Here is a 22,423-nt window from a genome sequence, read left to right as displayed (position 1 = left end):
AAGGGGGTTGGCCCTTGAAGGACAGCCCCGAATCACCCCTAAACGACCACTCAAGAGCACTCCGGCGAGACCCTCGTCTGTCCACTACGGATTGTTACCTGTCGGCTGTCTATACAGCGCGTGACGATACGTTCCCGTCGCGACGCCGGAAAACGGCTCCGGTACGCCGGAGCACCGCCTCGCCGGCGCGGCCGGGGCAGCGCGTCGGAACGGTAGCGTTCTATGATCGTCGCGCCGCGCGGCGATCGGTGCCGCCGGATCCCTCAGGAGATCCCCTTGCGACACCACACCCGGCTCGCCGCGCTCGGGCTGGCCCTGGTCACCACCGCCTCCGTCGCCGCGGTCGGGTCACCCGCGCAGGCCGCCTCGGCCGGCACGGCGTCCGTGACCGCGACCACCAAGGTGCGCTACGCGGCCGCCAAGGGCGCTCGCAGCAAGGTGGTGCTGACCCGCTCGGGCAACACCATCACGATCGACGACGTGGTGGCGATCAAGCCGGGCAAGGGCTGCAAGAAGGTCGACCGGACCAAGGTCCGGTGCACCACCAGGAAGGCGCCGACCCGGCTCCAGGTCTACACCTACGACCGCGGCGACTCGATCGTCAACGACACCGACGTGCGGATGACCGCGTCGGCCGGCACCGGGAACGACCGGGTCTACGGCGGGTCGCGGGGTGACCGGATCGCCGGCGACGACGGTGCCGACAAGCTCTACGGCCGGGGCGGCAACGACAATCTGAACGGCTGGGACGGCAACGACCTGGTCCACGGCGGCGACGGCAACGACTCGATCGAGGAGTCGAGCAGCAAGCGCTCCGGCAGCGACGTGCTCCACGGTGACCGCGGCGACGACTACATCGACGGTGAGACCGGCAACGACAAGCTCTACGGCGACGACGGATCCGACCTGATCTTCGGCGGTCCGGGGTTGGACCGCCTCGAGGGTGGTTACGGCCCGGACACCCTGCAGGGCGACGACTGCTCGCGGGGCGCGGGCTTCGGCCCCTGCGTTGCGGCGGACGTCCTGCTCGGCGGCCCCGACGTCGACACCGTCAGCTACAGCGACAGCGACGCTCCGCTGGTTGTCGACCTGGACGGCGCCCGAGGCGACGACGGCCGGTCCGGCGAGCACGACACCGTCGGCGCCGACGTGGAGAACCTCGGCGGCGGCACGAAGAACGATCGGCTGACCGGCAACGGCGCCGCCAACTACATCCACGGCGGCCGTGGCGGCAACGACACCATCCACGGCGGCGCCGGCGACGATCAGCTGAGCGGTGGGGTCGGACGCGACGGGCTCTACGGCGACGCCGGCGACGACGTCCTGCTCGGCTCCGACGACGACGGCGCCGAGGCGGCCGACTGGCTCGACGGCGGCGTCAACGGCGATGCCGGCGACCAGTGCGTGGCGACGAGGCGCGACACCCTGCGCGGCTGCGAGCGCTGAGCCGCGCTACCCGCCCGTGGTGGGCAGCGGCGCGCACGGCCGGCTCGCCGGGTCGGGGATGAAGTAGTCGCTCTTCTTGATCCGCTGCTCGGTCTCCGGGAGCCGGCCCCGCTGCCGCGGGATCTTCACCATCCGCGGGATGTGCTTGGCGCAGTGGATGTAGGCCTCCTGCACCCGGGCGACCACCCACAGCCGGGCCCGCAGCCCGGGTGGCGTGCCGGCCGGCCCCTCCGGGTCCTCGACGATCTCCGCGGTGCCGTTCACGTGCAGGCCGATGACCTCCTGGAAGTCGATGAAGAGCAGGCCCACCTGGCCGTTGCCGGTGATGTTGCCGAGGCTCGCCATCACCCCGTTGCCGCGGTACTCCGGCCAGCTGAGGTGTTCCTCGTCGAGCACCCGGACGAACCCGGGCGGCCCGGCCCGGAAGGTGCTGTCGCAGCCACCGGACGGGTCCGCGGTGGCCAGGAACATCATTTCCTGACGGCCGATGAAGCGGCGCATCCGGTCGTTGAGGTGGTGCAGCGTCTGCCGCGCGGCGAACGCGTCGGCCCGCTCCCGGGTGCCGAGTTGGTCCTGCAGCTGTCGTTCACCGTCGTTCATGATGGCCCCTCTGCCGCCCGGATACCGACTCCCCGTTGCCGAAGAGTTTCAGAGAGTGACCGTCCGAACGCATAGCGTTGCAACTTGCATCCAGGGCTGTCTATTGTGGCTGGTTTCGACGCCACGGGACGGCATCAGTGCAGGACCCGCCCTCGATCGACTGACGGAACGGGCCGCTCGGCGACGCCGATCAGACGAGTCCATGTCACCCGAACGGGTGACAACAAGATGCCACAGAGGTGGCCGCGGAGGGCACGGCCGCGCTCGGTCACGGTTCACGACGCTTTGCGTACGCCTCCGTCCCGCCCATCGCTCGCGGAGCACCTCGCCGCCACGGGGGCGGTGGGCGTACCGGAAAGGGGGTTTGGTCCGGAAGTGGACGGGGAGGCGGGGTGTCCGGCGGTGGCCGGGCGGGCGATCCGGTGGATGCTGGGTGTACCGGATTTCGGCGGCCGGAGTGAGTTGAGTGATTCGATCGTGATGTAACCCACTCCCCTCGTTGTTGAAGTTTCAAGAGCAACCGGCGAATAGTGTTGGTGAAACTTCAACAACCATGGGGGTTGCGATGACGGTGACGATCGGTCAGGCGACGGCGCAGGTGAGGCCTCCGGCGGCACGAGTTCGCACCCGGGTCACGGTGCCGCTCGAGTTCCCGGACGGCTACCGCACCACCGCCGAGGTGTTCACCTTCATCGGCCTGGCCGACGGGCGCGAGCACCTGGCGCTCGGCCTCGGTGACTGGCGCAACGCCACGAACCCCCTGGTCCGCCCGCACAGTGAGTGCCTCACCGGAGACGTCTTCGGCAGCCAGCGCTGCGACTGCGGCCCCCAGCTGCGCGAGGCCGCCGAGCGGATCACCGAGCACGGCGGCGTCCTGCTCTACCTGCGCCAGGAGGGCCGTGGGATCGGCCTCTACGCGAAGCTGGACGCGTACGCTTTGCAGGACACCGGGCTGGACACCTACCAGGCGAACCTCGCGCTCGGCCACGGCGAGGACGAGCGGGACTACACCGCCGCGGCGCAGATGCTGCACGCGCTGGACGTCGACCGGATCCGGCTGCTCAGCAACAACCCGGACAAGGCCGGGCAGCTCGCCGACCTCGGCGTGGAGGTGACCGAGCAGATCCGCACGGGCGTTCATCTGTCCGAAGCGAACGCCCGGTACCTTGCTGCCAAGCGCGACCACACCGCGCACACCCTCGACCTGACCGGTGCCGCATGACGTCATACACCGAGGCTGACCGTTTCTGGACACGATCGGCCATCGACCTCTCCCGGCTGTCCCCGCCGTCGCCGACGCACTACGCGGTCGGCGCTCTGGTGGTCGGCCCGGCCGGCAACCCGATGGCCACCGGATACACCGGGGAGACCGACCCGCACTTCCACGCCGAGGAGGAGGCGCTGGCCAAGCTGGCCGGGCGCGGCCTCGACCTGGCCGAGGCGACGCTCTACACCTCGCTGGAGCCGTGCACCACCCGCAAGTCCCGGCCGGTCTCGTGCACCGAGCTGATCCTCGCCGCCGGCATCCGCCGGGTGGTGCTGGCGCTACGCGAGCCGCTGCACTTCGCCGACTGCACCGGGGTGGAGACACTCCAGGCGCACGGCCTCGAAGTGATCGAGATCTCTGATCTGGGTGAGGCGGTCCGGGACATCAACGCGCACGTCATGGGGATGCAGACGACATGACTCAGGAAGCCGTGGTGACCGCTGACCTCCTTGTTCCCGCGCGCCCCGTCGCTCCCGCATGCTCCAGCGCTTCCGGCGGCCCCGCCCCTTCCGGCGGCCCCGTCGCTACCGGCAGCTCCGTCGCTTCCACGGGCTCCGTCGTGACCGCGGACTCGGAGCCGCGGTGGCTCAGCAGCCCGGAGATGGCAGCTTGGCTGAACCTGACGCAGCTGCTCATGCTGCTGCCGAGCGCGCTCGACCGGCAGCTGCGGGACGACGCCGGCATCCCGCATGCGTACTACCAGATTCTCGCGATGCTCAGCAACGATCCGTCCCGCTCGATGCGGATGACCGATCTGGCCCGGATGGTCGGCACCACCACCAGCCGGCTGTCGCACGCGGTGGCCAGCCTGGAGCAGCGCGGCTGGGTGATCCGGCAGGCCTGCTCGTTCGACCGGCGCGGCCAGATCGCCTCGCTCACCGACGCGGGCATGGCGGTGCTGGCGGCGGCCGCGCCCGGGCACGTGGCCGAGGTCCGCCGCCTGATCTTCGACAACCTGTCGGAGGCCGAGGTGGAGCAGCTCCGCGCGATCACCGGCAAGATCCTTCCCGCGGTCACCGCCTGACCCGCGGCCCAGCTCCCCAGGCCTCCGGCCAGGGTCCAGTTCCCCAGCCGGCGTCCAGGCCACCGGCCAGCGTCCAGCTCCCCGGCCGCCGCCTCAGTCCTCCCGGCCGCCGCCTCAGTCCTCCCGGCCGGTCGTGCCGCGGATGACCGGGTGCACCTCGAACCCGGCGCAGCCGCCGGACCAGGCGAGTTTCACCGAGGCGCGCTCTTTCGGCGGGCTGACCCGGATGGTGGTGACCGACTGGCAGGCGGTGCCGTCCGGGTTGGCGTTCAGCGCCTCGATCACCGCGGACGCGGTGTCGCCCTTCTCCAGCAGGTAGGGCGACGGAGCCGAGCCGTCGCTGAGCCCGCCCCCGTAACCGGCCGGGGTCTTCCCGGCGGTGGCGCCGGCCCCGGTGACGACCGTCGGGTAGCCCTCGATCCAGCAGGCCGGGCCGGTGTTGCGGAAGTGCACCGGCGCGATGCTGTGGCCGCCCGCACCCTCCGCCTCGTCGATGGTGACCTTCAGGTTGGCGGTGGCGCAGGCCGGCGCGTCCGGGTCGCCGGGGTCGCTGGTCGGAGCCTTGGTCGTGACCGTGGCCGGCGCGTCCGCAGAGGACGGTGCCGACCCGGGCGCGGAGGCCGCGGCGGTCGTGGCCGGGACGGTCGTGGCCGGGGCCGCCGGCGCCGCGGCGGTGTCCTGCTGGCAAGCGGTCAGCGCGAGCAGCGCGGCGGCGCACATCGCCGGGACGGCAAGAACGGGACGCCAGTTCATCGGTGATACCTCGTGTCTGAAAAGAATCAGCAAGCTCGCCGGCCGCGCCGCCGGACACCGAGAACACTATGGATGATCGTGGGAGCGCTCCATCCCGGCTTCGTGCCAGCCCGTCCCGCGGACCGTCACGCCGCCGTCACCAGCAGTCCGCCGATCCGGACGGTCCGCCGGTAGGCGTACGCGCAGAGCACTCCGAGCACCCCGAGCAGCAGCCAGCCCAGGGTCAGCGCGACCCCGGTGCCGCCCGCCCCGCCGTGCGCGGTCAGCGCCCGCACCGCGAAGACCGGCCCGTACGTCGGCAGGTAGCTCGCGACCGTGGCGAGCGCACCGGGCACCCCGGAGACCACCGCGGTGGCCAGCGCGATCACCGGCACCAGCACCCCGAGCAGCCGCCCGGCCGCGCCGAAACCGACCACCAGCGCCTGCACCACCAGCACGAACACCACGGCGACCAGCCCGTCCACGGCGAGCAGCGCGAGCGCCCGCCACGGCCCGAGCCGGAGGAACACCTCGGCGGCGGCGGTCACCAGCAGGGCCTGGGCGAGGGCGTACCCGAGTGGGCGCCGGAGGTTGGTCACCGCGAGCCGCCAGGTCGGGCCGCGCCAGGTGAGCGGGTCCCGGCCGCGGTAGGGCAGCAGCAGCACGCCCAGCCAGAGCACCAGCACCAGGATCGGGCCGGCGGCCAGCGCGCCCAGGTCGCTGAAGCCGTGCCCGGTCGCGGCGATCGGGGTGGCGGCGACGGCCCGCAGATGCTCCCGTTCCGCCGCCGAGTAGCTGGGCACCTGGGCCCGGCCGTCGTCCAGGGCGCCGGCCAGGTCGGCGGCGCCACCGGCGAGCCGGGTGGACCCGTCAGCGAGTTGCCGACCGGCGGCGCCGGCCTGGCGTACCCCAGAAGTCAGTTGATCGGCGCCGGAGGCGGCGTCCGCGGCGCCGTCGGCGAGCTGGTCCGCTCCCCCGGCCAGCCGCTGCGCGCCGTCGCGCAGCGCGGCCGCGCCGGTCGCCGCCTTCCCGGCACCGGTCCGCAACTCGGCGGCGCCGTCGGCGAGCCGCCCGGCCGCCTTGTCCACGGTGGACGCACCGGTCGCGGCCTGCCGGATGCCGCCGACCAGCTGCGGAGTCTGATCGGCGAGCCGGTCCGCGCCGTCGGCGACCTGCTGGGCGCCGTCGGCCAGGTCGGTGATCCCGTCCCGGACCTCGATCACCTTGGCCCGCACGCCGGACTTGGCGGTCTCCGCGTCGCCGCTGGCCTCGACGAGCCGGTCGGCGGCATCGCGCAGCTGCGCGCACACGTCGGCCGGTGTCTGACACTGATCAGCCAGCTCCCGGGCCCGCCGGGTCGCCGAGGTGAGGTCGGGCAGCCGATCAATGCCGGTCACCACCTGGTTGGCGATCGGCACCACGGTGTCCGCGAGCCGCTGGTTGCCGTCGGCGACCCGCTGCGCGCCGTCGGCCAGCTCCCGGGTCTGCGCGGGCAGGGCGGCGGTCCGGGTGCGCAGCGTGGCCAGGCCGCCGGCCAGCTCCTGCGTGCCGGCCGCGAGCTGCCCGGCGCCGCTGCTCAGCCGGGTCGCGCCGGTGGCGAGCTGCCCGGTGCCGGTGGCCAGCGTGCCGGCCCCGTCGCGGAGCTGCCCGGCACCTTCGGCCAGAGTGGACGCGCCGGAGCTGAGCCGGTCGGTGCCGTCGGCCAGCGCGCCGCTGCCGGTGGCGAGCTGCCCCAGCCCGATCACCAGCCGGTTGCTGCCGTCGGCCACCCGGCCGGCGCCGCCGGACACCTGACCGGCGCCGTCCGCGGCCTCGCCGAGCTGGTCGTGCATCCGGTTGAAGCCCAGGTAGACGTTGTCCAGGTAGGTCTCGACCACGGTCTGGTTGAGGGTGGCGACCGCGGCGTCGGTCAGGGTCCGGCTGACCACCGGGTCGACCCCGTTCGAGGTACGCGACGCGGTCACCGCCACCCAGGCCCGCTCCGCCGTGGCCGGCTCGGCGTTGCCGGTGGAGATCGCCGCCCGGGAGAAGTTCGCCGGGATGGTGACCGCGACCCGGTAACGCCCCGAGTCCAGCCCGGCCGCGGCGTCGTCGGCGCCGGTGAGCACCCAGGTGTAGTTGTCGCCGGTGTGCGCGACCAGCTTGGCGGCCAGCTCCCGGCCGAGCGGGATGGTCTGCCCGTCCCGCTGCACCGGCTGGTCGTCGTTGACGATCGCGGCGGTCACCGTGTCCAGCCGGGCCGCCGGATCGTGGAAGGCCGCCAGCAGCGCGGTCGCCGCGAGCAGCGGCACCAGCAGCGCGCCGAGCCACTTCCTGGTCATGCGGGCACCTCGATGCTCGTCGGGATTTCGGGATCATGAGCACGACCGGTGATCAGGACCGTGCTGCCCCGCTCGGCCGCGGACCGCAGCCCGGCCAGCACCGCAGCCCGGTCGGGCACCCGGTCGAAGCCGTCGATCAGCAGCAGCGGCGGCGTCCCGGCGGCGGCCGCCAGGATCGCGTCCGGGTCCGGGCGGCGGATCAGCACGACCTCGTCGCGCACCTCGGCGGCGCGCTGCGGCAGGACCCGGCCGAGCGTCTTCATCCGGCCGGGCACCCGGGCGACCCGGCCGCCGACGGCGAGCAGGAACGCGCTTGCCGACCGGGGGTCGCCGACCACGTTGACGATCTCGCCGGGTCCGACCCGCAGCCGGTCGGTGGCGACCACGTCGGTGGCGCCCGGCTCCGGCCAGTCGGCCAGGGCCAGCTCCCGGGTGACGCCCTCGCCCTCCACGTCGAAGGACGGCAGCCGCCGGTCCAGCCCGGCCGGCAGCCACCAGGCCCGCGCGCCGAGCAGCGCCAGCACTGCCGGGACCAGCGTCATCCGGACCAGGAACGCGTCCACGAAGACGCCGACGGCCAGGCTCAACGCGATCGGTTTGACCGTCGCGGCGCTCTCCGGGACGAACGCGGCGAAGACCGCGAACATGATCGCGGCGGCGGCCACCACGACCGGCGCCGAGGCCCGGAACCCGGTGTCGATCGCGTGCCGGGCCTCGCCGGTGTGCACGTACTCCTCGCGGATCCGGGCGACCAGGAAGACCTCGTAGTCCATCGCGAGTCCGAACAGGACACCCATCAGGATGATCGGCAGGAAGCTGATCACGCTGCCGGTGTGCGCGACGTTCAGCTCCGCGGCGAGCCAGCCGCGCTGGAAGACCAGCGCGGTCACCCCGAACGCGGCGCCGACCGAGAGCAGGTAGCCGACGGTCGCCTTGATCGGCACCGCGATCGACCGGAACACCATGGTGAGCAGCACCAGGGACAGCCCGACCACCAGGATCCCGAACGGCACCAGAGCGCCGCCGAGCCGGGCCGACACGTCCACGCCGACCGCGGTGATCCCGGTGACCGCGGTGGGCACGCCGTACTCGGCGCGGAAGTGCGGCGCCAGCGCGCGCAGCCGGGCGACCAGGTCGGCGGTGTCCGGCGAGTCCGGCGCGCTGGCCGGGACCACCTGCACGATGCCGATCTCGGCCCGCGGATTCGGCGTGGCGATCGGCACCAGCGCCACGCCGGGCACCTTCGCGATCTCCGCGCCGAGCCGGTTCATCAGGCCGACCGGATCATGCGAGGCGATGATGTCCGCGGTGACCAGCAGCGGGCCGTTGTAGCCCGGACCGAACTCCGCGGTGATCACGTCGTAGGTCCGCCGCGCCGCGCTGCCCGGCGCCTCGCTGGCCCCGTCCGGCAGCGCCAGCCGCAGCTCGGTCGCCGGCAGCGCCAGCGCGCCGAGCCCGAGCAGCAGGACCACGATGGTGAGCACCGGCCGCCGGGTCACCGCCGCGACCCAGCGCGCGTAGACGTCGATCCGCCGCTTGCCCGGCTTCTTCTCTTTCCGGACGCGCGGTCGCAGACGTTCGCCGGCCAGCGCGAGGAGCGCCGGCATCAAAGTGACGGCTATCAGTACGGCGATCGCCACCGCCACCGCGGCGCAGAGTCCCATCGTGGTGAGGAACGGGATGCCCGCCACCACCAGCCCGACCAGGGCGATCACCACGGTCAGGCCGGCGAAGACCACCGCCGAGCCGGCCGTGGCGGTCGCCCGGGCGATCGAGTCGGTCACCGCCAGCCCGTCCCGCAACTGGTCACGGTGGCGGGAGAGGAGGAACAGCGCGTAGTCGATGCCGACCGCCAGCCCGAGCATCATCGCCAGGGTGACCGCGGTGGACGGGACGGTGACCACCCGGGTGACCCCGTAGAGCAGGCCGACCGAGAGGCCGACACCGAGGATCGCGGTGAGCAGCGGGAGCCCGGCGGCGACCAGCGAGCCGAAGGTGATCAGCAGAACGATCAGCGCGACCACCAGGCCGAGCCCCTCGATCGGGCTGGGCTTCGGCACCCGGTCGGCATAGGCGTCCCCGCCCACTGTGGTCGTCGCGCCCGGGATGTGGCCCTGGAGGTCCGTGCCGATCTTGTCGATGGTGGCCTTGGTGGCCGGCTTGACGTCCATGAAGGCGACGTCGAACTGGACCGTGATGATCGCCGCGCGGCCGGTGCGATTGCCCTTGAACCGTTCGTCGAACGGCGAGATCACGGTGATCACCTGGTCGACCCGCTCGGCTGCCCGGACCGCGTCGGTGATCGCCGCCCTCTCGCCGGCCGGATCCACCCCGGTGATCACGATCTGCGCGGAGGAGCCGCTGACCTCGGGAAAGACCCGCTTGAGGGTGTCCAGGGCCTGCTGCGACTCGGAACCCGGAATGGTGAAGGCGTCATCGGTGCCGCGGGCGATCAGCAGGCCGCCGCCGGCCAGCACGAGCAGCGCGAGCAGCCAGATGACCAGGGTGCGGCCGCGGTGCCGGACGACGGAGAGCGCGAGACGGTGAAGTGCGGAAGACACGGGGAGCCCCTAACCTGCACAGGTGCGTGCAGGTTAGCGTTACTGCTCAGTCGTGTGCAACTTTCAGGTTTCTCGCCCGCGCGACGGCCTCCTCGGCGGCGGTGACCGGCAGACCGGCGGCGATCAGCACCCCGGTCGCGGCGGCCGTCCCGTCGTCCGACCAGACGCCCTCGTTCACCGCCTGGATCATCGACAGGGTCATCCCCTGCAGCGCCAGGGTGAGCAGCTCGGGCGGCAGATGGGTGGCGAACCGGCCGCTCGCCCGGCCGCGGACCAGTAGCTCCAGGCCCTGCGCCCGGATCGGGGCGAGCAACTCGTGCAGCCGGGACGCGCCCAGGTCGGCGTCGGCCAGGGTCATCAGCAGGCGGTACTCGGCGCCCACCGTCCACACGGTGAGCGCGAAGTCGGCCAGGGCCACCTCCGGCTCCAGGCCGGACCGGTCGGTGCCGCCGAGCGCGCCGAGCAGGTGCGTGGAGACCTTGTCGGAGAGGCCGTCGAGCAGCGCGTCCCGGGTCGGGAAGTGGGCGTAGACGGTCCGCCGGACCACGCCGGCGGCCTGGGCCAGGTCGTCCATGCTGGCCGCCGGATTGCGGGAGAGCAGGTCCTGGGCGGCCCGCAGGATCCGGTCCCGGTTCGCCTCGGCGTCACGGCGTTTCGCTGGCATGTCGCACACAGTAATGCGGCGTGCGGCCTTCCCCGCCGCCGTCACCCATCCTCTTCGCACCTCGCCGTCCCGCGGTCGCTGCGCATCGCCGTCACCCCTTGACCTCCCCGTCCTGCGGTCGCTGCGCATTGCTGTCACCCCTTCACCTCGCCGCCGCTCGGTAGCTCCGCATCGCCGTCACCCCCTTCACCTCGCCGTCGCGCGGTCGCTGCGCATCGCCGCCGGGCTGCCATCCGCCTTCCGGCCACCCCTCGGCGACTCGGCGTCGACGCTGGTCGAGCCGCTCGCCGACATCTCGGTGTGGAACGAGGCGGTGCTCATTCGTACGTCGGAATGGGTAACCGGCCCGGGGGATTCCGTGCGCGGGCCGCATCGCGGATCGTGGGGTTGTCACCGTAGGTGACCATCGGCTCGACACCGTGATCCGTGCCGGGGAGCCCTCATGATCAATCGACCGCTTTCCCGACTCCTTGCGCTGACCGCGGCCCTGGTCGCCACGCTGGCGGTGCTGGTCGCCGCCGGACCGCCACCGACCGCCGCGGCCACCCGTCCGCCACGGGTGTTCCGCGACCTCGCCTACGCCCCCGCCCAGCCGCCCGGCGGACGGGGCCATCTGCTCGACCTCTACCTACCGGCAGAATCGGTCACCAGCCCGCGCCCCCTCCTGATCGTGATGGGCGGCAGCGGCTGGCTGGCCGACGACGGCAAGGGCTACGCCCCCGCGCTGGTCCCCTACTTCACCTCGCACGGCTTCGTGGTGGCCGGCGTGTCCACCCGCTCCAGCCTCCAGGCGACGTTCCCGGCCCAGGTGGACGACGTGCAGGCGGCGGTCCGCTGGCTGCGCGCGAACGCCGGCCGCTACGAGTTCGACCCGGATCGGATCGCCGTGCTCGGCGACTCCTCGGGCGGCTGGACGGCACTGATGGCCGGTTTCACCGGCACCGGCGTGCGCGCCGTCGTGGACCTCTACGCCCCGATCGACTTCGGTCAGATGGACGCGCACATGCTGCCCGGCGCGTGCCCGTCCCTCAACCAGGTGTTCCACCTGGACGCCTGCCACGCCTCGGCGCTGTCCCCGGAGTCATCGCTGCTCGGCTGTCCGATTCTGACCTGCCCGACCCGGGTCGCGGCGGCCAACCCGATCGGCCGGCTCACCCCGGCCGCCCCACCGGTCCTGATCATCCACGGCACCGAGGACGGCCTGGTCCCCCTGCACCAGAGTGACCTGCTCTTCGACGCCTTGGCCGCGGCAGCCGTGCCGACGACCTATTACACAGTCCCGGGCGTCGGCCACAACCGGGACATCGTCGCCCCGTCGCATGCCCGAGCCACGGTCCGCCACGTCGGCGCACCCTTGACCCCGGACGCCCCGCACCCCACATACGAGGCGATCGAGTCATTCCTGCGAGCCGCCTTCACCCGCCCCGCCGCTCCCTGCGCACCCCGTGGAGTTTGCGCTGGTAGTTGATGGTGCCCCCGGTAGGAATCGAACCTACGACCTGCGGTTTAGGAAACCGTCGCTCTATCCCCTGAGCTACGAGGGCGCAAGTCGTGATGTTACCCGACCATCGGTGACCACCCGCACCCGATAACACCCACCGCTGACCACCGGTGCCCCGAGCGGGACGATCCGACCGACGGACACATCAGGAGCACACGAATCCCGTTTCCGAGGGCGGTGACCATGGGTACCCAACGCTGACCACGGATCTCCATTAGTGACCACGCGTCTTCGACTCGAGGAAGGCGGTCACAGCGGCACCCGCCAAACATGAATCCAGCGGTGATGCGTCTGCTCGCGCTGTTTGACCCCTGGGTCCCACGGCCCTGCGGCCAACGTCGGCGTGGCCCGGCCGGTCGCCGCGTGCGAGACGTTCGGCTGGACGCCGCGCTTGACACGGGAAGTCCCGTTCGACGCCGCGCAAGCCTTGGCGGGGTAGTCGGCCCGTCGCCCGCGCTTAGCAGACCGCGATGTGCCGTCTCCCATAGATCATCTTGAGATGGATGCCGTACGATCCGAGGCATTCATGATCTTGGCTGCGGGGGCAACCGTGCGCGTCACCTCTTTCGTCACGTTGGGCCTTCTACTGGCTGCGGGCCTGGTCGCTCCGGCCAGCGCGGCCGAAGCCGATCCGGTTCGCCTAGATGTCGGCCTGTCCGCAGGTACCGACCCGGCCGTCGTGGTCGACGCACTCGGTGATGCCGTGGTGACCACCCGGCCGGTCCCAGGCCTGGACGCGATCACGATCGACGTGCCCGCCGACCGCATCGACGCGGCCCTGACTGTTCTGGCCGCGACCGAGGGCGTGCGTTACGCCGATCGTGGGGCCGTCGTCGGGGCGGACAGCGAGGTGCTGCCCTACGCGCTGGTCGTATCCGAGGTGCCGCAGGCCTGGACGTGGACCGCCGGTAAGCCTGGTATCACGGTCGCCGTGGTCGACTCGGGTGTCAACGTCAACCTCGATATGCCCGCCACGCGCCTGGCGGCGGGCTATGACTTCGTCGACGGTGACGCTGCCCCGGCCGACAGCGACGGCCACGGCACGATGATGGCCAACGTGATCGCTGCGCAACGTGGCGGCGGGGTCGGCACGATCGGCGTCTGCAGTGCCTGCTCGATCATGCCGGTCCGTGTCCTGAGCAGCGGGCGGGGCACCACCGCCGACGCCGCGGCCGGCATCGCCTGGGCGGCCGACCACGGCGCTCGGGTCATCAACGCCTCTTTCAGCACCGCGTCACCCAGTCGGCTGTTGCTGGACGCGGTGGAACATGCGAACGCCAAGGGCGCGCTGGTCGTCGCCTCGGCAGGCAACGTGTACTCCGCCGCGCACCGCTACCCCGCGGCGTACGAGCCGGCCCTGGCCGTCACCGAGCACGACCGGTACTTCGACTACCCGGAGAAGAACACCGAGGACGACCAGTGGGTGGACGTGACTGCCTACGGCGGAAGCGCGGCGCTGGGCAAAGACGGCGAGATCGGCTACGCCAAGGGGTCGTCGGGAGCGACCGCCGTGGCCTCGGGCGTCGCCGCGCTCGCCTTCTCGATGCGGCCTGACGCTACTGCCGCTGAGGTGAACGCTCTGATCCGGCGCGACGCGGACCGGCAAGCGAACTATGTCGACTACCACCCGCCGCAGGTCGATGCGGCGCAGGTCGTCTACGACCTCGGCGGCACCGACACCGCTCCGCCCACCATCACCGAAACAGGCCTGACCGACGGTCAGCTCATTGGTGCAGCCGGGACCTACGTCCCCACTCAGGTCACCGACGATCACGGCGTCGAGCACGTCGACCTGATCGTCGGCGGCCAGGTCGCCGCCACTAGGACCGAGCTCGGCCGTTCGATTCCCTGGGAGCCGCCGACCGGTTACAACGGTCCACTTCCGGTGACTGTCGTCGCCTACGACTACGCCGGCAACACAGCCTCAGCCACGACCACCGTCCAAGTCGACTCCGTCCAGCCCACTGTCACCCTGGTCTCTCCCGCACAGACCGATACGGTGCACGGCACCACCGTCGACATCACCGTCGAGGCCTCCAGCGACACCAAGTCGATCGTCGCGCAATGGCAGGGCAGCAACCCGGCCTACAGCCTCAACCCCATTCCGGGCACCGACCGGTGGACGGGCAAGGCATCGCTGTCGCCCGAGGGGCAGTTCGGGCTGGACATCTGGGACAAGGCTGGCAACTACACCACCTTCAGCCATGCCTTCGCGGTGGACAACGACCCGCCCGCCGGCGGCACCATCGCACCGGCCTCCTGGGCCAAGGTCCGCGGGACCTTCGTCAGCACGCTCACCGGAGTGACCGACGCCAGCGGCATCGCCAAGGCCGAACTGTGGGCGGACGGCCGCTACCTCGGCGCCGACACCACCCTCCCCTACGCCCTCCCCGTGCCGACCGGCAGCTACACCGGCACCTTCCAGCTGACCTGGCGCGTCACCGACCGGCTGGGGCAGGAGCGCACCCTGCCGGCGCGTACCCTCGTCGCCGACAACACCGCGCCCACCGTCAAGATCACCAAGGCGCCGAAGAACAACGCCAAGGTCAGCGGCACGGTCAAGATCTACGTCAGCGCGTACGACGCCAGTGGCGTGGCCCGCGTCGAGCTGCTCGTCAACGGCAAGCTCGTCACCCGCGACACCACCGCTGGATACCTGCTCAAGCTCAACACCAAGAAGCAGAAAAAGACCATGAAGGTCCAGGTCCGGGTCTACGACAAGCTCGGCAACGTCCGGTACACGAGCGTCCGAACCTGGCACCGCAGGTAGCGCCGGTTCGCGCTCGCGACCATGCGGCTGCTGCAAGCTGCCGGACCAGCACTGCTACCGCAACGCGGCCGCGACCGCCCGGGCGCACGGCCTGCTCTACGCCGAGAGCATCGCCACCACCCGCGCCGACGGCGGCCTCTGGCACCTGCCGCACGCCTGGTGCGTCACCGCCGACGGCCACGCAATCGACCCGACCTGGCAATCCGGCGCCGGCCTGGCCTACCTCGGCGTCGCGTTCACCGACCCGTCCTGCTGGCCCGGCGACGAGCGCGCCAGCGTCTTCGACGACCACCCCAGCAGCCACGACCTGCTGCGCGGGCGTCGCGCCGGCCGCACGCGCCGACCTGGGGCGGTGCCATCCCTCCGCCGATTGTTGGTGCGCACCTCTACCGGTCACACGCCGTCGGCGCGTTGCCCGGTAAAGGTGCAGCCCCGCCGACGTTACGACACCGGGGCGGCGGCACTCGCCTTCCAGCGCTGCAGGTCAGATCCGGTATTACATGGCACCAGACTGACCACGGTGCTGTTCCAGGCGCCGATGCAGAGGTGCTGCCCCGCGTTGACCCAAGCGTCGATGCTCTTCATGACCCACCACCCGACGCCGTCCGAGTCCTTGACCCAGAACGCCTCGAACTGCTTGCTCACCCACAGCGGAGCGGCCCAGTTGCACGTGCCGGTGACCAGGGTCGTGGCCGGGTTCGGATTGTTGTACTTGGCCTCGATGCAGGAGGTCGTCGACATCGCCTGGCTCTGGATGACCCACATCGGATGGCCGGTGCCGTTCCAGTTGGCCTCCTTCTCGTGTAGCCAATACTTGGCGAGATCGTTCGGGGCCGACGCGCAGCTCCTCAGGAACGGGTACTCACCCCGGTGGTCGGACACCCACAGGCAGCTCGAGTACCTCTTGTTGACGAAGGCCCGGCTGTAGACGCCGACCACGGCCTGCGCGGGGGTGACCCAGGCAGTGGCGAGCAGCACGACCACGGCTGAGGCGGCGATAACAACCCGCCGCACACTGGTAAGCACGCGACGGGAGATGGAATGGCGGGGCATGAACCGCCCTTTCCCGGCGTTGGCCGGCTATCAGGACGACTACGACAGGTAGCCGATCATTGGCATAACGTCGACATCCTGCTCGAGTAAGACCCACACCGCAAGACGGACGTCGATCCACTGGCCCGTCCCGCACGATGGCCGGCCCGCGGCGCCGTCCGTGAGGTCCTGTCCGTGGCACCGGTCCCATCGTGGGCCGCCCTCCGCGCCTTGACGCTGCCAGGACCGGCAGTTGCGCCCGCCCGCACCATCCGGTGGCGGAGTCCGACCCGGCGCCGGGCCGAGGGCGGCGCGCGTCTCGGCGAGAGCGAAGCCGGTGTCGTGCTGCCGAGCGTGGTGTCACCCTCGGCGCTCACCGGGGTCGACAGGTCTGGTGGCGTTGTACGCGAGGGCCCCTTCGAGGCCTTCGAGGACGTCTTCCTCGCTGATCTCGAGCCGTTCGGCGATGTCGGCGACGGTCGGGGCCCGGCCCAGGCTGTGCGCCAGATCAGTGTTGGCCGCGGTGATCGCCAGCCGCAGTTCTTGCAGACGCCGCGGCACCCGGATGGACCAGGTGCAGTCCCGGAAGTGCCTCTTGACCTCGCCGATGATGGCGGGGATCGCGAAGCCGGCGAAGTCGACGCCGCGGTCGGCGTCGCACGGAGCAGCACGATCCCGTACGACTCTCCGGGCAGTCTCAGAGCGGACCGGGTGCCTTCGCCGGAGGTCGCGAGGCGTCTCCTTCGCGGAACGCGGCGATGCCGGCCCGCAGCTCGTCATCGTCGACTTCCTTCAGGTCGATGGTGTCGACCAAGGCACGCAGACGGGCCGACTCGCCAGGACAGGCAGCCCAGTAATCCGCCGGGACGCCGTTCAGCACAACGTCCAGCAAGTCGCCCGGGTAATAGTCACCCTCAGCCAACGGGTCACGCTCGAGGATGTCGAGCGCTCGTGGCACCAGCACCGGAACGCCTTCGCGCTGACCGAGCAGCACTCGAAGGTCTTCCACCTCAAGCAGTCCGATCGGCTTGCGGCGCAGCTCATGAACCGTGGCGATCAGCTTGGTGGCGTCGGCCGGCGCATCACCCCAGGCGTCGCCTTCGACTTCTTCGAGGGACTGCTCTCGTACGTCGGTCATGGCATCTCCCTCCCAATTGGTGACTCGCGACACGAACTGCTCGGAGTGATCCAGCAACCGACTGGCCTCGCCCAGTTCGTCCCGCGCTGCCGCATGACGCCGTCGGCAAGCCGGCACCCAACCGGGCCCACCCCCGTCCGGAAACTCCCGCCCGCAATGCCGGTTCATCTCGGCGTAGCTTTATTAAATATCGCCGGAAAGCGCGCCCACCTGCGCGTTCCCAAATCGCGGAATGCCATTGCCCATCATGCCCATACGGACAATATACACATTCATACACGTCTATGGACAGCGGACATACACGGATAGTTTCCCGCTGCTAACTTCAGGCCATCGGGATCCACATTGGATTCCGTCGATCCGGGAGCGGGGGGCGCCTGGAAATGTCGACACGCCTGTCCGGCCGTTCGCGATGCCGGTGGCATCACGGCGCGCCGGCTCGCGCATCCACATTTCGCTGAGCCATTCCCGCGTCCGGGGCGGACCCTATTCAAGATTCGGGGGTATCACCGCAATGTCCACCACTCTCAAGCGCATCGCCGCCGGCTTCGGCGTCGCTGCTGCCACCGCCACCGTCCTGGTCGGCGTCTCGGCGTCGCCGGCCATGGCCGACTGCAGCGGCGTCGGGAACCCGTTCTCGCCGTTCAACCTGTGGATCGGCGGCATCCTGCGTGGTCAGGAGGCCGTGCAGTACGCCTCCACCTGCGACGGGGACAGCAACTACCGGGGCAAGGTGAACGACACCTACACCGACGGCTACCAGAACTGCATCAAGTACTACGACCCGGGCACCACCACGCAGGGCTGCAGCGGCGGTGGCTGGGTGAACTTCCAGTTCTGGGACCAGCAGGGCAACTCCGACGCCTACTGGGCCGGCTGTGCCGGGTCGACCTGCACCAGCCGGATCCACAACTGGGGCTTCTAGCCCCGGTGCCGATCCCGCACAGCGAGGCCGCAACACTCGCTGAGCACTGACGGGCCGCTCCCGGACACCGGGAGCGGCCCGTTCCATGAGCTCAGGCCTGCACACGGAGCGCCGCGATCGGTTCGATCTTCGCCGCCCGCAGCGACGGATACAGCCCGGCCAACAACCCGACCACCGCCCCGACCAGCACCGCGGCCGGCGTGATCCAGATGTTCAGCACCGGTGTCCATTGTTTGACGGCGCCGACCAGAACCACCGCGAGAATGCCCGCCGAGGATCCTAGAATCCCGCCGATCAAGCCGATCATGCTCGATTCCAGAATGAAGAGGGAGGCGACCGAGAAACGGGTCCCGCCGAGACTTCGGCGCAGCCCGATCTCACCGATCCGCTCCAGTACGGAGACAAGTGTCGTATTAGCGATCCCGACCCCGCCGACGACCAGTGAGATGACACCGAGCAACACGAATAGCGCACGTACGTCCTCGGCGACTTTCGCTTTCGTGGTGGTCGGCTCGGCGGGCCGCTCGGCGGTCAGCAGTTCCGGTTTCTGCGGGGCCAGCGCGATCGGCGCCTGGGACGCGATCAGGGCCGCGGCGCCGACCGCGGTGTCGATGACCACCGACTCCGGCGCTTTCAAGCCGAACACCTTCCGGGCAGTCCCCTCGGGCAGGATCATCGCGTCGAGCAGGCCGGCCGACCGGCGGGCGTCGACCAGCACCCCGATCACCGTGAAGGACTGGCTGCCGACGAAGATGGCCGGCCGTTGCCGCAGGTCGGCGAGATGCAGCGAGTTCGCCAGGTTCCGGCCGACCACCGCGACGCGGTCCCCGCGACCGTTGTGACCGGTGTCGAAGAAGCGGCCGATGACCCGGCCCTCGACGGCCGCCGCCAGCTCGGGCGAGCCGGCGACCACGGCGGCCGCGGTCCCTTTCGCGGCGAGCGGGTCGACCACGGTGGTCGCGGTGATCTTCACATCCGGCAGCCGCAGGGTGGTCATGGTCGCCGCCGACTCGACGCCGTTGAGCCGGATCAGCCGGGCTGGGGCGTCCCACGGAATCGGGCTCTCCTTCGCCTGCGGCCCGTCCTCCGGGGTCGGGACGACCGTGACGGTGGTGGCGGCGAGCTCGTCGAACCGGCTGACGATCTGCGCACCGGCGGTGTCCGCCAGACCGGTCGTGATCACCAGGGTGGCGGTCCCGAGCACCGTGCCGAGCGCGGTGAGCGCGGTCCGGCCGGGCCGGGCCAGCACCCCGGCCAGCGCCTCGTCCCAGAGGTCACGCCACATGACCGGCCTCGCGCGGCAGCTCCTCGACGACCAGCCCGTCGGTGATCGTCAGGCGCCGGGGCATCCGCGCCGCGACGTCCTGGTCGTGGGTGACCACCACCAGCGTCTGGCCGTCCCGGTGGATGGCGTCGAACAGCTGCAACACGTCCTCCGCGGTGTGCGTGTCGAGGTTTCCGGTCGGCTCGTCCGCCAGCAGCACGGCCGGCTCGATGGCCAGTGCCCGGGCGATCGCGACCCGCTGGCGTTGACCGCCGGAGAGCTCGCCGGGCAGGGCGTCGGCGCGGTCGGCGAGCCCGACCCGGGACAGCGCGTCGAGCGCCCGCGACCGCCGCCGCGACCGGGGCACCCCGCGGTACATCAGGCCGAGCCGGACGTTCTCCTCGACGGTGCGGTGGGCGATCAGGTGGAACGACTGGAAGACGAAGCCGATCTGGGAACCGCGCAGCCGGGTGCGCTGCCGGTCGGTCATCGCGGCCGTGTCCACCCCGTTCAGCCAGTACTGCCCCTCGGTCGGCCGGTCGAGCAGCCCGAGCAGTTGCAGCAGGGTGGACTTGCCGGAGCCGGACCGTCCGGTGATGGCCACCGCGTCCCCGCGCGGCACCGCCAGGTCGGTGGGGCGCAACGCCACGATCGGGCTGACCCCGGGGTACACCCGGGACGCCCCGGCCAACGCGATCACCGGCGCCTCGGGCGCGACGGTCACCACTGCTGACCCACCACGACCAGGTCACCCTCGGCGAGCTGGGCGCCGCCGGCCGGGGTGACCTCGGCGAACCCGTCCGCCGACAGACCCGCGGTGACCGGTACGTCCTCATCGGACCCGCCGCGCCGGACCCGTACCGTGGTGGTGCCGGCCGCGTCGGTGACCAGCGCGGCGACCGGCACCGCGAGCACCTCCCCGTCGGTCGACTCGATCGGCATGGTGACCCGCAGGTTCAGCCCCTCGATCCGTTTCGGGTCGACGCCGCGCGGGTCGATCCGGACGTAGTACGTGCCGGCCAGCGCCCCGTTCGTCCCCGCGGTGTCGGCGATCTCGGCGACCCGGCCGGTGAACGCGACGTCCGACGAGGTGTCGTCGACCCGCACCTCGGCGCCCACCTTGAGCACCTTGCGCTCCTCCTCACTGATCGACGTGTCGATCCGCGAGGTGGTCGCGGTCAGGCTCAGGGCCGCGCCCTCGACCGGCTGGCCGAGCTTGGCCTCCACTTTCTGCACCCGGCGCGGCAGGGTGGGCACGAAGACGATCTCGCCACGCGGCAGCCGGGCACCGGATGCGGCGCGCACCTGGGTGAGCGCGGTGCGGGCAGTGCGCTCGGTGGCCTGCGCGGTGGTCACCGCCCGGCGCAGCGCCTTGGTGTCCGTGGTCGCGGTCAGCTCGGCGAGCTGCGCTCTCGCGACGGCCAGCGCGTTCTCCGCGTCGGCGAGCGCGTTGGTCAGCCGGGTCAGCGTGGCGGTGTCGGCGCCGTTGCGCTCGGCCGTGTCCCGCTCGGTCCTGGCCAGGTCGCGGGCGCGGCGGGCGGAGTCGACCGCGCCCTCGGCGGCGAGCACCTCGGACCGGGGTGGACCGGACCGGGCCGAGGCCAGGGCCTGCTGCGCCGCGACGGTCTGCTGATGCGCGTCGGTCACCCGCTGCTCGGCCGCCTCGACCTGCTGCGCCTCCTCGGCGGTCGGCGCCACCGGGTCGTAGCCGACCGCGTCGTAGAGCCGATCGACCGCGGTGGTGGTGGCCGCGTCGAACGTCCCGCTGGGCCGGCCGGCGAGGTGCCCGAGCCGGCGCAGCGCGGCCTGCAGCTGCGTGACGTCGGCGCCCTTGGCACCCGGCCGTAGTGCCCGGTACATCGGCAGGGCGCCCTGCAACGCGATGATCGGCCGGCCGGAGACCTCCAGGGCGACCGTGCCCTCCTTGAGGGTGCTGCCACCGCGCGGCAGATGCCCGGTGACCACCGGCGCGGTCACGCCGGCGCCCTGGCCCACGTCGGGGTCGGGTGTGACCGCGTACTCCTCGGAATACTGCACGTCACCGCGGACCACGATCGAGGTGGCGATCACCCGGCGCTCCACCGGCACGGTGATCGGGCTGGCGGCCGGCGCCGAGGCGCGCCGCGCGGCGTCGGCCGGCGACTCGATCCGGTGCCCGGCCCACACGCCGGACCCGGCCGCTCCGGCCGCCACGGCGAGCAGGATGGCCAGCCGGCGGCGCCGGGAGCCGAGACGGGAGCGGACGGCCACCTACTTCTCACCCCGGAGCAGTTTCTGCAGATACTCGTTGAAGACCTTTTTGTACGCCTTGTCGTAGGCCGACTGGCACGGTGACGTCTCGATCGCCATCGCGATCTCCCGTTTCTGAATCTTCTTGAGGTCGGCCATCTCGTCGGCGGTGAGCACGTCCTCGATCTTCAGCTTGTCGCTGTTGCGCCCGGCCGCCTCCATCTCGCTCGCCTTGTTCTCGAACTTGACGACGTACTTGTCGGCGGCCGTGGAGATCGGCTGGGTCAGGTCCTCGCCGGCGGTGAAGCCCTTGCCCTCCAGGCACTGCGACCGTGCCGCCTGCGCCGCCTTCACCCGCTGGTCGGTGTTGGTCCGGGCGACCACACCGTCCATGGCCTGCTGGTCCTTGGTGCTCATCTTGATCGCCCCACCGGACGGCGGCGGCCCGATCTTGTCCTGCGCCCGCTGCTGGCACTCGTTGAACTGCTTGCCGTAGGACGCCTGGGCCGCCTTGTCGAGCTTCTGCACCGCTGTGATGTTCGGGTCGACCCGCTGCGAGCCGGGCGCCAGATAGTCGATCAGGGTGCTGATGCCATAGCCGTACTGCTGGGCGAACTGCTCGTCGCTCAGGCCCAGGGACATCTTCTTGTCGGTGGTCGGGATGTAGTCCCGGTAGTCGAAGCCCTGCTCCTTCATGCAGGTCTTCATGATGTCGTTGTACTTGACGTAGTAGTTGTCGACGTCGTCCTGCTTGGGCTCCTTCTCGGTCTGCTGCGCCATGAAGGAGGGCAGGTTGGAGTCGGGCACCGGCTGCGCGTCCGCCTTGTCGCCGCCACAGCCCGACAGCGAGAGGAGGACCGCGACACCGGCCACGGCGGCCCACCGCCGGACCGGAAGGATCCGGCGCACACCCGGGTTGTCGAAGGTCACGATCTTCCCCCTAAAATCG

Annotated in this window: 19 protein-coding genes, 1 tRNA gene and 1 pseudogene; 7 read left to right on the top strand and 14 right to left on the bottom strand. The window is 71.2% G+C overall.

Features of this window, described 5'->3' with window-relative positions; all coding sequences use genetic code 11:
* Positions 1–276: 276 nt before the first annotated feature.
* Complete coding sequence (locus tag BJY16_RS10915) at positions 277–1,446, top strand: calcium-binding protein (RefSeq protein WP_185039291.1); 1,170 nt, start codon at positions 277–279, stop codon at positions 1,444–1,446.
* Positions 1,447–1,452: 6 nt separating this feature from the next.
* Here BJY16_RS10915 and BJY16_RS10910 read toward each other — a convergent pair whose 3' ends face one another.
* Positions 1,453–2,046 carry a pyridoxamine 5'-phosphate oxidase family protein gene (locus tag BJY16_RS10910; protein ID WP_185039288.1) on the bottom strand — a complete coding sequence of 198 codons (594 nt, stop codon included), beginning with the start codon at positions 2,044–2,046 and terminating at the stop codon, positions 1,453–1,455.
* A gap of 565 nt (positions 2,047–2,611) precedes the next feature.
* On the opposite strand from BJY16_RS10910, the gene BJY16_RS10905 reads away from it, so the two are divergent.
* The 3 genes from BJY16_RS10905 to BJY16_RS10895 all read left to right on the top strand — a co-directional run bounded on the left by BJY16_RS10905 (position 2,612) and on the right by BJY16_RS10895 (position 4,337).
* A complete protein-coding gene (locus BJY16_RS10905) occupies positions 2,612–3,268 on the top strand; it encodes a GTP cyclohydrolase II (protein WP_185039286.1) in 657 nt (218 codons plus the stop codon).
* Positions 3,265–3,732 carry a cytidine/deoxycytidylate deaminase family protein gene (locus BJY16_RS10900; protein WP_185039284.1) on the top strand — a complete coding sequence of 156 codons (468 nt, stop codon included), beginning with the start codon at positions 3,265–3,267 and terminating at the stop codon, positions 3,730–3,732. The genes BJY16_RS10905 and BJY16_RS10900 overlap by 4 nt, the downstream gene beginning before the upstream one ends.
* Positions 3,733–3,872: 140 nt before the next feature.
* The gene (locus BJY16_RS10895) at positions 3,873–4,337 is read left to right on the top strand and encodes a MarR family winged helix-turn-helix transcriptional regulator (RefSeq protein ID WP_373873472.1); all 465 of its coding nucleotides are present in this window, start codon (positions 3,873–3,875) and stop codon (positions 4,335–4,337) included.
* 114 nt (positions 4,338–4,451) lie between these two features.
* On the opposite strand, the gene BJY16_RS10890 is transcribed toward BJY16_RS10895, so the two are convergent.
* The 5 genes from BJY16_RS10890 to BJY16_RS47045 all read right to left on the bottom strand — a co-directional run bounded on the left by BJY16_RS10890 (position 4,452) and on the right by BJY16_RS47045 (position 10,936).
* A complete protein-coding gene (locus BJY16_RS10890) occupies positions 4,452–5,090 on the bottom strand; it encodes a DUF4232 domain-containing protein (RefSeq protein WP_185039282.1) in 639 nt (212 codons plus the stop codon).
* Between the two features lie 125 nt (positions 5,091–5,215).
* Positions 5,216–7,390: a YhgE/Pip family protein gene (locus BJY16_RS10885; protein WP_185039280.1), complete on the bottom strand. Its 2,175-nt coding sequence runs from the start codon at positions 7,388–7,390 to the stop codon at positions 5,216–5,218.
* The gene (locus BJY16_RS10880) at positions 7,387–9,951 is read right to left on the bottom strand and encodes an MMPL family transporter (protein WP_185039278.1); all 2,565 of its coding nucleotides are present in this window, start codon (positions 9,949–9,951) and stop codon (positions 7,387–7,389) included. Before BJY16_RS10880 ends, BJY16_RS10885 begins: the two co-directional genes overlap by 4 nt.
* Positions 9,952–9,997: 46 nt before the next feature.
* Positions 9,998–10,615 carry a TetR/AcrR family transcriptional regulator gene (locus BJY16_RS10875; RefSeq protein ID WP_185039276.1) on the bottom strand — a complete coding sequence of 206 codons (618 nt, stop codon included), beginning with the start codon at positions 10,613–10,615 and terminating at the stop codon, positions 9,998–10,000.
* A 186-nt stretch (positions 10,616–10,801) separates the two neighbouring features.
* Positions 10,802–10,936, bottom strand: coding sequence for a hypothetical protein (locus BJY16_RS47045; protein WP_260418274.1), 135 nt, complete (start codon positions 10,934–10,936; stop codon positions 10,802–10,804).
* 121 nt (positions 10,937–11,057) lie between these two features.
* Between BJY16_RS47045 and BJY16_RS10870 the strand changes: the two genes are divergently transcribed.
* The gene (locus BJY16_RS10870; protein ID WP_185039274.1) at positions 11,058–12,083 is read left to right on the top strand and encodes an alpha/beta hydrolase; all 1,026 of its coding nucleotides are present in this window, start codon (positions 11,058–11,060) and stop codon (positions 12,081–12,083) included.
* Here BJY16_RS10870 and BJY16_RS10865 read toward each other — a convergent pair.
* Positions 12,084–12,159 (bottom strand) — tRNA-Arg (locus BJY16_RS10865). It lies immediately after the preceding gene.
* Between the two features lie 456 nt (positions 12,160–12,615).
* On the opposite strand from BJY16_RS10865, the gene BJY16_RS10860 reads away from it, so the two are divergent.
* The gene (locus BJY16_RS10860; protein ID WP_185039272.1) at positions 12,616–14,886 is read left to right on the top strand and encodes a S8 family serine peptidase; all 2,271 of its coding nucleotides are present in this window, start codon (positions 12,616–12,618) and stop codon (positions 14,884–14,886) included.
* 441 nt (positions 14,887–15,327) lie between these two features.
* On the opposite strand, the gene BJY16_RS10855 is transcribed toward BJY16_RS10860, so the two are convergent.
* The 3 genes and pseudogenes from BJY16_RS10855 to BJY16_RS10845 form a co-directional block, all read right to left on the bottom strand.
* Positions 15,328–15,900 carry a hypothetical protein gene (locus tag BJY16_RS10855; RefSeq protein ID WP_185039270.1) on the bottom strand — a complete coding sequence of 191 codons (573 nt, stop codon included), beginning with the start codon at positions 15,898–15,900 and terminating at the stop codon, positions 15,328–15,330.
* Positions 15,901–16,212: 312 nt separating this feature from the next.
* Positions 16,213–16,575: pseudogene (locus tag BJY16_RS48940) on the bottom strand (sigma-70 domain-containing protein); the annotation flags it as partial.
* Positions 16,576–16,615: 40 nt separating this feature from the next.
* Positions 16,616–17,056, bottom strand: a complete 441-nt coding sequence (locus BJY16_RS10845; RefSeq protein ID WP_185039266.1) for a contact-dependent growth inhibition system immunity protein — start codon at positions 17,054–17,056, stop codon at positions 16,616–16,618.
* 514 nt (positions 17,057–17,570) lie between these two features.
* On the opposite strand from BJY16_RS10845, the gene BJY16_RS10840 reads away from it, so the two are divergent.
* Positions 17,571–17,981: a hypothetical protein gene (locus tag BJY16_RS10840; RefSeq protein WP_185039264.1), complete on the top strand. Its 411-nt coding sequence runs from the start codon at positions 17,571–17,573 to the stop codon at positions 17,979–17,981.
* Between the two features lie 91 nt (positions 17,982–18,072).
* On the opposite strand, the gene BJY16_RS10835 is transcribed toward BJY16_RS10840, so the two are convergent.
* From BJY16_RS10835 to BJY16_RS10820, 4 genes are read right to left on the bottom strand one after another with little or no spacing between them, the layout of a single operon-like run.
* Positions 18,073–19,266 (bottom strand): ABC transporter permease, encoded by a 1,194-nt coding sequence (locus tag BJY16_RS10835; RefSeq protein WP_185039261.1) that lies wholly within the window; start codon positions 19,264–19,266, stop codon positions 18,073–18,075.
* Positions 19,256–19,969: an ABC transporter ATP-binding protein gene (locus BJY16_RS10830; RefSeq protein WP_203759173.1), complete on the bottom strand. Its 714-nt coding sequence runs from the start codon at positions 19,967–19,969 to the stop codon at positions 19,256–19,258. Before BJY16_RS10830 ends, BJY16_RS10835 begins: the two co-directional genes overlap by 11 nt.
* Positions 19,966–21,495 (bottom strand): peptidoglycan-binding protein, encoded by a 1,530-nt coding sequence (locus BJY16_RS10825; RefSeq protein WP_239177840.1) that lies wholly within the window; start codon positions 21,493–21,495, stop codon positions 19,966–19,968. Before BJY16_RS10825 ends, BJY16_RS10830 begins: the two co-directional genes overlap by 4 nt.
* Positions 21,496–22,404, bottom strand: a complete 909-nt coding sequence (locus BJY16_RS10820) for a hypothetical protein (RefSeq protein ID WP_185039257.1) — start codon at positions 22,402–22,404, stop codon at positions 21,496–21,498.
* Positions 22,405–22,423: the final 19 nt, after the last annotated feature.

Origin of the sequence: Actinoplanes octamycinicus (assembly GCF_014205225.1) — a bacterium.
GTDB lineage: Bacteria > Actinomycetota > Actinomycetes > Mycobacteriales > Micromonosporaceae > Actinoplanes > Actinoplanes octamycinicus.
Note: the sequence above shows the minus strand (reverse complement) of the source record. Positions and strands in the feature narration are given on the sequence as shown.